The following is an 11943-nucleotide window of genomic DNA, read 5'->3' as shown; positions in this document are numbered from 1 at the left end:
AGCTGGAATAACAGTCGCTGCGGAGGGTCCGCCATGAGTGCGCCCGAGGTGAAGCGAGAGGTAACGAAGGTGCGTGGCCTGCCCCCGTTGGTGCCCGTGCCGAGGGACTCGCCTCCGCCGTTGTCCTTCGCCCAGCAGCGCCTGTGGTTCCTCGCGCAGGTGGACGCGGGTGGCTACTCCTACAACGTGCCCTTCTTCGCGCGCCTGAAGGGACGGCTCGATGTGGTGGCGCTCGAGCGCGCCCTGACGGCGCTGGTGATGCGGCATGAAGTCCTGCGCACCACGTTTGGTGAAGAGGCGGGGCGGCCGGTGCAGCGCATCGCGCCCGAGGTCGCGGTGACGGTGCTCGTGGAGCCCGTGGCAGGAGAGGACGAGGTCCTGCGCCACGCCGAGGCAGAGGCGCGTCGCCCGTTCGACCTGAGCGCCGGGCCGATGCTGCGCGCGCGGTTGTTGAGGGTGAGCGAAGACGAGCACGTGCTGATGTTGATGCTCCATCACGTCTCGTGTGACGGCTGGTCCATGGGGGTGATGGAGCGCGAGCTGCGAGAGTTGTATGGCGCCTTCACCGAGGGCCGAGCGCCGACGTTGCCCGTGTTGGCGGTGCAGTACGCGGACTATGCGCTGTGGCAGCGCGAGTGGCTAAAGGGGGAAGTACTGGAGTCGCAGCTCGCGTGGTGGAAGGCGTTGCTGTCAGGAGCCTCGCCCGCGCTGGAGCTGCCCGTGGACCGGCCGAGGCCGCCGGTGCAGACGTTTCAGGGGGCCACTGTGGTGATGCCCCTCTCGCCGTCGCTCTCGCAAGCGGTGAAGACGCGAGGCCGCGCCGAGGGTGTGACGCCGTTCATGCTGTTGCTGGCGGGCTTCCAGGTGTTGTTGTCCCGGTACAGCGGCCAACGGGACGTGGTGGTGGGGATGCCCATCTCCGGGCGGAACCGACGCGAGCTGGAGAGCCTCATCGGCTTCTTCGTCAACACGCTCGCGCCGAGGCTGGACGTGGATGGGGAGGAGTCCTTCCGGGCGATGCTCGGACGGGTGCGTCGGATGTGTCTGGGGGCCTACGCGAATCAGGACGTCCCGTTCGAGACGGTGGTCGAGGCGATGCGGCCGGTTCGGGACTTGAGTCGCTCACCGTTGTTCCAGGTGATGTTCGTCATCGAGGGACCGCGCGCCCTGCCGTCCCTGCCCGGGCTCACGGCGAGCCAGGTGGTCTTCGACTCCGGCATGGCGAAGTTCGACCTCACGTTCTTCCTGCGAGAGTCGGCCGAGGGCTGGGTCGGCATCTGGGAGTACAACAAGGCGCTGTTCGACGAGGCGACCCTGCGGCGGATGGCGGGTCACTACGTCACGTTGATGGAGGGACTCCTCGCGGACCCGGGGCGACGCGTCGGCGATGTGTCGTTGCTGGACGATGCGGAGCGGCGCGCGTTGCTGCGTGAGTGGAGTGGACGCGCGGATTCGAGCGCCGTGCCCGGCTTGATGCACGCGTGGGTCGAGGCGCAGATGATGCGCTCGCCCGACGCGGTGGCCGTGACGGACGGACAGTCGTCGCTGACGTACGCGAGCCTGGAGCGGCGTGCGAATCAGCTCGCGCATCACCTGCTGGCGTTGGGCGTACGGCCCGGAGGCACGGTGGGCCTGTGCCTGGAGCGGGCCTCCCTGGAGATGCCGGTGGCGGTGCTGGCGACGCTGAAGGCCGGCGCGGCCTTCCTCCCGTTGGACCCGAGCTATCCGTCACAGCGCCTGGAGCAGATGTTGGAGGACACGGGTGCGCCCGTGGTGCTGGTGCACCGTGCGCTGGAGCGCGCGTTGCCCGAGCGCACGGGGACACGGCGCGTCCGGTTGGAAGAGGAGGCGGGACGGATCGAGGCGAGGCCTGTGCACGCTCCGGCCGTTCCGCTCTCACCGGAGACTCCCTGTTACTTCGTCTACACGTCGGGGAGCACGGGGCGGCCCAAGGGCATCCTCATGTCCCATCGCGCGGTGGGGAACATGCTGCGCTGGTTGCTCGCGCGCACCGTGGACGCGGGCGCGACGACGCTCCAGTTCGCCTCGCTGAACTTCGATGTGTCGTTCCAGGAGTTGTTCGGGACGTGGTGCCTGGGAGGCACCGTGCTGCTCGTGGGGGAGGAGGAGCGAAGGGACCCGGTGGCCTTGCTGCGACGCATGGTGACTCACGGAGTGGGGCGGTTGTACCTGCCCTTCGTGGCGCTCCAGGCGTTGTGCGAGGTGGCGCAACACGAAGCCGTGCTGCCGCCGCTGCGCGAAGTGGTGACGGCGGGTGAGCAACTGCAGGTGACTCCCGCGCTGGTGTCCTTCTTCGAGCGGCTGCCGGGGTGCGTGCTGGAGAATCAGTACGGCCCTTCGGAGGCCCACGTCGTCACGGCCTGGAGGGCTCATGGACCGCCCGCGACGTGGCCCGCGCTGCCTCCGGTAGGCGTGCCCATCTCGAACGTGAAGGTGTACGTGCTCGACGAGCGGGGGGCTCCGAGTCCCGTGGGTGTGGTGGGAGAGGTGTACGTCGGGGGCGCGAGTCTCGCGCACGGGTACTGGGAGCGGGCGGAGCTGACGGCGGACCGGTTCATTCCGGATGCGGTGAGTGACGAGCCGGGCGCGAGGCTGTACCGCACGGGGGACAAGGCGCGCTGGTTGGGGGACGGGAATCTGGAGTTCCTGGGGCGGGTGGACGGGCAGGTGAAGGTGCGCGGCTTCCGGGTGGAGCTGGGCGAGGTGGAGGTGGCGCTGAAGGCGCTGCCGGGTGTGAAGGACGCGGTGGTGGTGGTGCGGCAGGAGGAGGGTGGGGAGAAGCGACTGGTGGGCTACGTGGTGCACGCGGAGCCGTGGGACGCGGAGGCGTTGAGGTCGCGACTGGAGCAACGGCTGCCGGAGTACCTGGTGCCGAGTGTCCTGGTGCGCCTGGAGGCCCTGCCGCTGGCTCCCACGGGCAAGGTGGACCGCAAGGCGCTGCCCGCGCCGGGACGCCATCAGCTCGCGTCACGCAGGGCGCACGAAGGTCCGCGCGACGAGCTGGAGCGGATGCTGGTGCGCGTGTGGGAAGAGGTGCTGGGCGTGAGCCCCGTGGGGGTGACAGAGGACTTCTTCGCGCTGGGCGGCCACTCGCTGATGGCCATTCGATTGCTCGCACGCATCCGGGGCGCGGTGGGCAGGATTCTGCCGGTGGCAACGCTCTTCCATCGCGCGACCGTGGAACATGTCGCGTCCGTGTTGCGTCGGGAGTCCGCGATGTCCGCTTGGAGTCCGCTGGTGCGACTCCAGGAAGGGCAGGGACAGCGCCCCTTCTTCTGTGTGCACGCGGTGGGCGGAACGGTCCTGAGTTACGCGGAGCTGGCGAAGTCGTTGGGGCCCGAGCAGCCGTTCTTCGGGCTCCAGTCGCGGGGGCTGGAGGGAGATGTGCCTCCGTGCGAGCTCATCCCGGAGATGGCGAGCCTCTATCTCTCAGCGATGAGGACGGTGCAGCCACGCGGGCCGTATCGGCTCGGAGGTTGGTCGATGGGGGCCAGCATCGCGTGGGAGATGGCGCACCAGCTCCAACAGCAAGGCGAGCGGATAGAGGTGCTCGCGCTCATCGACGGCTTCGTGCGTCCGTTCGATGGAGAGGGCGCGGCGCCTGGGCGCGATGAGGCCCGGCGTTTCGGCGCGATGTTCTACACGGACCTGATGCGCGCGGCGGGGAACGCTGTCGCGATGACCGACGAGGAACTCGTCCGAGAGGACCCCGAGACGCTGATGCGCACCCTGGCGGCGGCGAACCCGAGCGGAGTCCAGTCACTCGAAGCCCTGCGCCGGGTCTTCGAGGTGAACCTCCTGGCGGCGTGGAGCTACGTGCCGGCTCCCTACTCGGGGCCTGTCCTCTCCATCGAGGCCACGGGCACCACACGTGTGCACGGCTGGGAGCAGGTGGCGACGGGCGAACTCACCGTCCACGCGATTCCGGGTGACCACTACTCCATCTTGCGTGGCCCCGACGTGACACGGCTGGCGTCACTGCTGCGTGAGCACCTCGGGCGGGCTCGGGACCTCACGACGCGGTGAGGATGGCGGCATCCCGGAATCGCATCCCAGGCTCGAATGGCACGCCGCCGGATGCTCGAAGCAACTCCGGACTGCTCAGTACCGACGGACGCTCGGCTCCGGGCCGGAGCCTCGGATGCGCCAGACGGTGAGGCGCTGCGAGTTGGTGTGGCTCACCACCATGCCGTCCTGCTGCATCTGCTCCAGCAGACGGTTCGTCTTCAGTCGGTCCAGGCCCACGGCCTTCGCCAGCACGTCACCGGGCAGGCCGGTGATGTTGCGGCGCAGCTCGTTGACGATGGCCTTCTTGAACTCGTTCTTCTGCAGGCCGTCCAGGTCCTGCGTCTTCCACGCCTGGAGGACGCCCGCGGTGATGAGCACCAGCGTCAGCACCGCCACCAGCGGGTAGATGATGTGACTGTTCTGCTCCAGAATCTCGAAGTACTTCGGAGACATGGAGGAGACAGGACGGGTGTAGTCCGGAACTATCTGCGCGAGCAGGCCGGAGTGCTGCAAGGACAATGCGGGAAAGGTCGCCACGGCTCCCCAACTCTAGGGGGAGCCGCGCCTGCCCCGCAACTCGCACGCCGCGTCAGATGACTCCCATGGCCTCGGAGGCGCCCTCGGCGAACAGCGTCGTGTCCGCCTTGGCCAACAACGTGGCGAGCCCCTCTCGCGACTGGGCGCTGATGGCCACCCCGCCCCGCGAGCGCAGCAGCGCCTCCACTTCCTCCGCCGGCATCAGGTCCGCCTTGTTCCAGACCATCAACCGGGGCTTCTCCATCAAATCCAGCGACGAGAGGATCTTCTCCACCGCCTCCACCTGTTCGTCCCGCGCCGGGTCCGCCGCGTCCACCACGTGCAGCAGCAGCGTCGCGTCGTACAGCTCTTCCAGCGTGGCGCGGAAGGCCGCCACCAGGTCCTTGGGCAGGTCCCTGATGAAGCCCACCGTGTCGGTGATGATGACCTCGCGCTCCTGAGGGAAGCGCAGCCGGCGGCTCGTCGGGTCCAACGTGGCGAACAGCTTGTTCTCCGCCAGCACCTGCGCGTTGGTAATCGCGTTGAGCAGCGTGGACTTGCCCGCGTTGGTGTAGCCGACGATGGAGATGACGGGCAGCTCGCGCCGGTTGCGCTGTGCACGCCGCACGCTGCGCTCCTTGCCAATCGCGTCGATGCGCTTCTCCAGATGGGTGATGCGCTCGCGCACCCGGCGTCGGTCGATTTCGAGCTTCGTCTCGCCAGGGCCTCGTCCGCCGATTCCACCCGCGAGCCGGCTGAGCGAATCGTCGCTCTGCACCAGCCGGGGCAGCCGGTACTTCAGCTGCGCCAGCTCCACCTGGAGCTTGCCCTCCGCGCTCTGTGCCCGCTGCGCGAAGATGTCGAGGATGAGCTGCGTGCGGTCCAGAATCTTGAGGCTGGTGGCCTCGCCGATGTGGCGCCCCTGCGAGGGGGTGAGGTCCTTGTCGAAGATGAGCAGGTCCACCATGGACTGCATGGAGCGCAGGTTCAGGTCCTCCAACTTGCCCCGGCCGATGAGGTAGCGAGGGTCCGCCTCGCGCTTCACCTGGAGCACGCTGTCGACGACCTCCACCCCCGCGGTGCGGGCCAACTCCCGCAGCTCCGCGAGGCTCGCTTCCGCCCGCACCCGGTTCCCGTCCAGGCACACCGCGACGAGGATGGCCTTCTCCCGACCTCCCACCGCGCGCGCCGCCGCCTTGCGGCTGAACTCCTCCTCCAGCGCGCCCAGCGTGTCCGTCAGGTCCGGCTGCTCGCCGTGTACGGAGGGCAGGGTGGAGACGTGCCAGAACTCGCCGGTGCCGTTCTCCGGCACCAGATAGGCGTAGTGCAGCACGCCCGGCAGGCCCTCCTGGCCCACGCCCACGGCGGCCACGCAGTCCAGGCGCAGGAGCGCGAGGTCCGTCAGGTCGTCCTTGGTGAGCGGCTCGCTCTTGAGGTGCGTGTGCACCAGCCGCAGGCCACGCAGACGCACCTGGCCCGCGCGGGCACGGCCAATGTCGGGCAACTCGAGCTTGTGGGCGTTGCCCACCACCACGTGCTCGATTTCACCCTTGCGGTTGATGAGCACGCCCACCTGGCGGTTCGTCTCGTGGGACAGCTCGGTGAGGTGGCGGGCGAGCTCGGGCGACACGATTTCGTGTGGAGACACGCGCCGGCGGAAGGTGTTGCGCAGCCGGTGTTGCTCGTTCGCCTTGAGGCCCAGGGTGTTGCCGAAGATTTCCTTCAAACGCTTGCTCCTCTGACGAGGACCGGCCGTCCTCGTCCTTCCCGGCACTGTATACGGCGCCGCGTCCGGGTGGCTGACACCGCCGTTGCCGGCCGGATTGCCGGAACCGTAGTGAACACACGGCGCTTGCGCGCTGTTTCCATTTCCGTCCTAGGCTGCCGCGCGTGAGTCACTCGGGACGTAACGCCCTGCGCGCCGCGAAGCGCGTGGTCGTGAAGATCGGCACCAACGCCCTCACCCATGCCACCGGCCGCTTCAACCGCGAGCACTTCGTGGCGCTGGGCAGGGACTTGCTGTGGGCGGCCCAGGGCCGCGAGCTGGTGGTGGTGTCCAGCGGCGCCATCGCCCTGGGCGTGGAGCGACTGGGCCTGTCCGCTCGGCCAAGGGACATCCCAGGCAAGCAGGCGTGCGCCGCGGTGGGACAGAGCCGGCTCATGCAGGCCTACGAGGACGTCTTCGGGGGGCAGGGGCAGGTGGTGGCGCAGGTGCTCCTCACCCACGAGGACATGCGCGACAGGCGGCGCTACCTCAACGTGAAGCACACGCTGGAGCGCCTGCTGTCCGCCAGTGTGGTGCCCGTCATCAACGAGAACGACACCGTCTCCGTGGATGAGCTGAAGTTCGGCGACAACGACACGCTCGCGGGGTTGGTCGCGGGCGTGGTGGAGGCAGATGCCCTCGTCCTCCTCTCCGACGTGGATGGCCTGCACACCGCCGACCCGCGACGGGACGCGGGGGCCCGCCTGCTGGAGACGGTGGAGGCGGTGACTCCCGAGGTCCTGGCACTCGCCGGAGGCACCTCCAGCGGCGTGGGCACGGGCGGCATGGCGACCAAGGTCCGCGCCGTCGCGAGCGCCGCGGAGCAGGGCATCCGGGGCGTCATCACCTCCGGCTCCGTGCCCGGCCGCCTGCGCGCCGTGCTGGAGGGCGAGCCCGTGGGCACCCTCTTCGAACCCACGGGAGCGCGCCGGGGTTCGCGTGCCGCGTGGATTGCCCATGCGCTGCGCCCGCTGGGCACACTCACCGTGGATGCAGGGGCACGCGAGGCCATCGTCCAGGGCAAGCGCAGCCTGCTGCCCAGCGGGGTGCGCGGCGTGGAGGGGGACTTCGACCGGGGCGACCCGGTGGATCTGGCGGACGAGTCGGGAGCGGTGTTCGCGCGGGGCCTCGCCTCGTACGACGCCCAGGAGCTGAGGCGCATCGCCGGACGGCGGACGTCCGACATCGAGTCGGTGCTGGGCTACCGCTACCTGGACGAAGCCGTGCACCGCGACGACCTCGCGGTGCTCTAGCGCTGGACGGGAGGGACGCGGGTCAGATGGAGCAGGCGGAGGAGCCGTTGCCGCCATCCGTGCCCAGCTGCATCAGCGCGCGGAACTCCGGAGAGTCCACCTTCATCAGGAGCAGGGACACTTCCAGCTCCCCGGGCACGCGGCCGAGCTGCAGCTTGCGCTGCTGCCCGTGGAGGAGCGCGAGCTCGGAGTGGCCCTTGGCTTCCGGCAGGAGCAGGTCCAACTGGAGGAGGAACGATTCGCCGTCCGCGCGGGGCATCAGCACCAGCCGGTAGTCGGCGAGCGGGGCTCCGGGACGGCGGCGCTCGGCGCGCAGCGTGCGACCCGTCTCTCCCAGGAGCTTGGGCTGGGCCACCAGTCGGCCTTCGCGCCAGACTTCCACGGCGAAGTAGAGAGGCTCGGCTCCAGCGGACGAAGGCATCACCCCACAGGCCAGCCCCAACAGCAGTGCCAGCCCGGCAACCACGTTACGGAAGGTGCGGTACATGGTGAGGTCCCTTCTGAAGCTGGCGCAGGAATATCCCAAGTCGCGCCCGTAGTGCGAGCCCTCCTTGGGAGGTCTTCGGGTTCCTACCCGAATGACAAATACCACACAGATGAATACCTGCTTGCCTGTTCAGTCAAGGCCAGCTAACTGCCTGCCCCCCTCGCCGACCGGGCCGCTGTTTCCCACTGTCACGTACCCCTTCCTTGACCCCCCGGGGTCCGCCCGGCATCGTCGCCGATCTTCCCGAATGGACCGCACCGAACGCATCCTCGACCTCGTAGCCCTCTTGCTCGACGCCCGCGAGCCCATCTCATGGGCGGAGCTGCGCGAGCACTTCCCCGCAGACTACGGAGGTTCGGACGACGCCGCCGAGCGCAAGTTCGAGCGCGACAAAGCGGAGCTGGTGGAACTGGGCTTTCCGCTCACCTACGTCCAGGGCGATGACGAGCGCCGCGATGGCTACATCGTGGACCGTGACGCCTACTACCTGCCGGAGGCGGACCTGTCGAAGGAGGAGCTGGCCGTGCTCTACGCCGCCGGCTCCGCGGCGCTCGCGTCCGGCGTCTTCCCCGGCAGGGATGACCTGGCGCACGCGCTGCGCAAGATTGGCTTCTTCGCGGGCGAGTCGCTGCCCACGCCCAGGGTCCGCATGGAGCTGGGCGCCACCCAGGCGGGACAGGAGAAGGAGGTCTCCGCCCGCCTCGAGCAGCTCTGGGACGCCTGCGCCTCGCGCAAGTGGGTGGAGATGTCCTACGCCAGCCCCAAGCACCCGGGCACCACGCAGCGCAAGGTGGACCCCTACGGGCTCGCGTTGCGGCGGGGCGTCTGGACGCTCGTGGGCTACTGCCACCTGCGCGGCGGCCTGCGCACGTTCCATGTCCACCGCGTGCGCGAGCTGAAGGCGAACACCGCGCGTCCTCGCACGCCGGACTTTCAGGTGCCGGAGGACTTCTCGCTCGACAACCACGTGGCGTACTTCCCGTGGCAGCACCGCTTCCACGAGCCGCTGGAGGTCGTGCTGCGGCTGTCGGGTGCGCTGGCGTCGCGCGCCTCGGGCCTGTTCCCGGGCGCGGTGCTGGAGCCGGTGGCGGAGGGCGGTGTCACGCTCGCGCGGCTGAAGGTGAGCTTCCTGGATGGGCTCACGCGCTTCTGCCTCTCGCTGGGGGCGGACTGTGTCGTGGAGGGGCCGGAGAGTGCCCGGTCGCGGCTGCGGGAGATGGCCGCGCGCGTCGCCAACCGTCACGCGGACGCGCTGGAAGACAAGGTGAGCGCATGAGCAACGTCCACGAGCGGCTCCGCCGCCTGCTGTTCCTCGTCCCGTATGTGTCCAAGCACCCCGGCGTCACGGTGGAGGCGCTCGCGCGAGCCCTCAACATCAGCCGCGAGGACCTGCTGGAGGAGCTGGACCTGCTCACGTGCGTGGGCCGGCCTCCCTTCAACCCGGACGACTACATCGACATCTACGTGGACAATGACCGCGTCTACGTGGACCTGGACCAGCGCCTGTTCGCGCCGCCCCGGCTGACCGCGGGAGAGGCCGCCGCGCTGGCCGCCTCGGCGGAGCTGTTGCGCCCGGCCTCCGGAGACGCGCTCCAGAGCGCCCTCCAGAAGCTGGAGCATGTGCTCCCACCCCAGGTGCGTGAGCGCTACCGGGAGATGTACCGGAAGATTGACGCCTCCACGGAGGCGCCCGAAGCGCTGGGGCCGCTCACCCGCGCCATTCTCGAAAGACGAGAAGTCACGTTCGGCTATGCCAGCCCGGGCCGGGCCGCCGAGCCGCGCCGGGTGCGTCCGTATGAGCTGCTCAGCCACCGGGGACAGTGGTATCTCCAGGGCTTCTGCCACACCCGGCAGGACGCTCGCCTGTTCCGGCTGGACCGGATGGAAGACCTCACCGTTACTGAAACGCCATTTCTCCCCCCGCCCGACGCCCGGGCGGACGTTCCCAACCCGGCCCGGAGCAGCTCCGAGGCGTCCGTGCGCGTGCGGTTCTCGCCCGTGGCGGCGCCCTATGTGAAGGAGCGCTTCGGCCAGGACGCTCGCCCGCTGGCCGATGGGGGCGTGGAAGTCCTCGTGGCCGGTGATAGCGAGCGCTGGCTCACGCAGTGGGTGCTGTCGTTTGGCGGCGAGGCGGAGGTGATGGAACCGGTCTCCGCGCGAGCGGCCGTTGCCCGAGCGGCGCGTGCCTCGATAGGATTGTAGGGCCCCCATGCCTTTCCAGCTGACGATCTCCGAGGGAAAAGACGCCGGCAAGGAGTTCGTCTTCGACCAGGACTCCGTGCTCATCGGTCGTACGTCCGAATGTGACGTCGTGCTGTACGACCCGGGCGTGTCCCGCAAACATTGCCGCCTGTTCCTCGATGGCGACGCCTACAGCGTCGAGGACCAGGGCAGCGCCAACGGCACCTTGCTCAACGGCACCGCGGTGCAGACGCAGGCCCTGGAGGACGGCGACAAGCTGACCCTGGGGCCGGTGACGTTCGTCTTCGCCCTGATGACGGATGAGCCCTCCACCGGCGAGGAGGAAGTGCCCGCGGGGGCGGAGGACGGCGCGAACAGCACCCGCATCGTCTCCGTGGACGCGCTGAAGCGTCAGCGCAACAAGGGCGTGGCCCTGGCTCCCGAGGGCGCTGACGAGGAGGCCCTGGAGGAGATGCGCCAGGGCGCCACGCGCAACAACCTGAGAGCGCTGCGGCCCGCGGGGCAGAGTGGCGCACGCGCGGCGCTGGCCGCGTCGTCGGAGCCCGCGGCCATCGAGAAGGCACCCTCGTCGGCCCCCGTGCCTCGCCGTCCGCCGGCGACTTCCTCCGCGCCGGTGCGCGCGCGGCCGTCCTCCAATGCCGGTGCGGGCAGCGGCCTGTCCGCCGCCGAGCGCGCCCGCATCCGCCGCGAGTCTCCGGGCCTGGTGGCGAGCGCGAAGCTGTTCTGGGCGGACGCGAGCAACATGGTGCGCGGCGGCCTGGTGGGCGGCGCTGTCACCGTGGTGCTGGGACTCTTCGGCCTGTTGTACTGGCTGGTGCTCAGCGGCGCGGACACGGGACCGGTGGGCGAAGAGCCCTCGGTGCTCACCCAGCAGCCCATCCGCGACTCGTTCGGCCTGGGGCCCGACGTGACGTGGGCCCGGGCGGACATGAAGATTTTCGAGTGGGAGTACACCGCCGCCACCAAGGCCGTGGTCATCCTCCACTACCAGTCGCAGGGCATCTCCAAGGACGAGGTGATGGTCAGCGTCAACGGCGTGGACGTGGGCAAGGTGCCCCCGGACACGCTGGCCAGCCAGGACCGCTCGCTGGAGCTGATGATTCCGTCCCAGCACCTGAAGAAGGGCGAGCCCAACCGCATCGTCTTCGACAACACCAAGAATCCGCCGGGCGAGGACCCCTGGCGCATCTGGAACGTGTGGGTCGAGCGCGCGCTGTTGCCGGACCTGCTGCCCGAGGAGCTGCTGCGTCAGGCCACCGAGTCCTACAAGCGCGGCCGGAAGAACAACGACACGCCGGACATTGGCGCCCGCAACCGCTACGAGGCGTGGAAGTCCTTCCGCGAGGCGTGGCTGATGCTGGAGGCCCACCCGGAGCCCAAGCCGGACCTCTACTACGAGGCCCAGGAGCGCATGAAGGTGGCGCAGCAGGAGCTGGACAGGACGTGCGCCAAGCTGCTGCTGGAGGTGGAGGGCTACTACAACCAGGGCAACTACAAGGCCGCTTCCGCCACCCTGGACCACGTGAAGCAGTACTTCCCGGAGTTTGACCAGCCGTGTGCCACCCGCGCCGAGAACAAGCGCGGAGAGTACGGGCTGTAGCCGCCCCCAGCTTTCGCGAGCTTGCACCGTCCCGCACCGGACGGTGCATCACCCTGGAGGGCCGTTCAGGCGGCCCTTCGGGTTGCCGCTC

At 69.3% G+C, this 11943-nt stretch carries 8 protein-coding genes; 5 read left to right on the top strand and 3 right to left on the bottom strand.

What is annotated here, in order from left to right; translation table 11 throughout:
- Nucleotides 1-33 precede the first annotated feature (33 nt).
- Complete coding sequence (locus FJV41_RS12615; protein ID WP_181790589.1) at nt 34-4047, top strand: non-ribosomal peptide synthetase; 4014 nt, start codon at nt 34-36, stop codon at nt 4045-4047.
- Nucleotides 4048-4122: 75 nt separating this feature from the next.
- On the opposite strand, the gene FJV41_RS12610 is transcribed toward FJV41_RS12615, so the two are convergent.
- Both FJV41_RS12610 and hflX read right to left on the bottom strand, forming a co-directional pair.
- Entirely contained in the window at nt 4123-4566 is a 444-nt protein-coding gene (locus tag FJV41_RS12610; protein ID WP_246137170.1) for a hypothetical protein, read from the bottom strand.
- 52 nt (nt 4567-4618) lie between these two features.
- Nucleotides 4619-6271, bottom strand: a complete 1653-nt coding sequence (gene hflX / locus FJV41_RS12605) for a GTPase HflX (protein ID WP_141642703.1) — start codon at nt 6269-6271, stop codon at nt 4619-4621.
- Between the two features lie 164 nt (nt 6272-6435).
- Here hflX and proB point away from each other — a divergent pair, with 164 nt between their 5' ends.
- Nucleotides 6436-7563, top strand: coding sequence for a glutamate 5-kinase (gene proB, locus FJV41_RS12600; protein ID WP_371746183.1), 1128 nt, complete (start codon nt 6436-6438; stop codon nt 7561-7563).
- 22 nt (nt 7564-7585) lie between these two features.
- On the opposite strand, the gene FJV41_RS12595 is transcribed toward proB, so the two are convergent.
- Nucleotides 7586-8050 carry a hypothetical protein gene (locus FJV41_RS12595; protein ID WP_141642701.1) on the bottom strand — a complete coding sequence of 155 codons (465 nt, stop codon included), beginning with the start codon at nt 8048-8050 and terminating at the stop codon, nt 7586-7588.
- A 247-nt stretch (nt 8051-8297) separates the two neighbouring features.
- On the opposite strand from FJV41_RS12595, the gene FJV41_RS12590 reads away from it, so the two are divergent.
- From FJV41_RS12590 to FJV41_RS12580, 3 genes are read left to right on the top strand one after another with little or no spacing between them, the layout of a single operon-like run.
- Nucleotides 8298-9326, top strand: coding sequence for a helix-turn-helix transcriptional regulator (locus FJV41_RS12590; protein WP_141642700.1), 1029 nt, complete (start codon nt 8298-8300; stop codon nt 9324-9326).
- Nucleotides 9323-10252, top strand: a complete 930-nt coding sequence (locus FJV41_RS12585; RefSeq protein WP_141642699.1) for a WYL domain-containing transcriptional regulator — start codon at nt 9323-9325, stop codon at nt 10250-10252. Before FJV41_RS12590 ends, FJV41_RS12585 begins: the two co-directional genes overlap by 4 nt.
- Before the next feature lie 7 nt (nt 10253-10259).
- Complete coding sequence (locus tag FJV41_RS12580; protein ID WP_141642698.1) at nt 10260-11852, top strand: FHA domain-containing protein; 1593 nt, start codon at nt 10260-10262, stop codon at nt 11850-11852.
- The last annotated feature ends 91 nt before the right edge of the window (nt 11853-11943 follow it).

This window comes from Myxococcus llanfairpwllgwyngyllgogerychwyrndrobwllllantysiliogogogochensis (genome assembly GCF_006636215.1).
GTDB classification, from domain to species: domain Bacteria; phylum Myxococcota; class Myxococcia; order Myxococcales; family Myxococcaceae; genus Myxococcus; species Myxococcus llanfairpwllgwyngyllgogerychwyrndrobwllllantysiliogogogochensis.
This window is presented reverse-complemented; position numbering and strand designations above follow the sequence as displayed.

Coding starts and splice junctions, on each gene's coding strand:
- FJV41_RS12590 (WP_141642700.1), top strand. CDS start 8,298: ATGGACCGCACCGAACGCATCCTCGACCTCGTAGCCCTCTTGCTCGAC.
- FJV41_RS12595 (WP_141642701.1), bottom strand. CDS start 8,050: ATGTACCGCACCTTCCGTAACGTGGTTGCCGGGCTGGCACTGCTGTTG.
- FJV41_RS12615 (WP_181790589.1), top strand. CDS start 34: ATGAGTGCGCCCGAGGTGAAGCGAGAGGTAACGAAGGTGCGTGGCCTG.
- FJV41_RS12580 (WP_141642698.1), top strand. CDS start 10,260: ATGCCTTTCCAGCTGACGATCTCCGAGGGAAAAGACGCCGGCAAGGAG.
- FJV41_RS12585 (WP_141642699.1), top strand. CDS start 9,323: ATGAGCAACGTCCACGAGCGGCTCCGCCGCCTGCTGTTCCTCGTCCCG.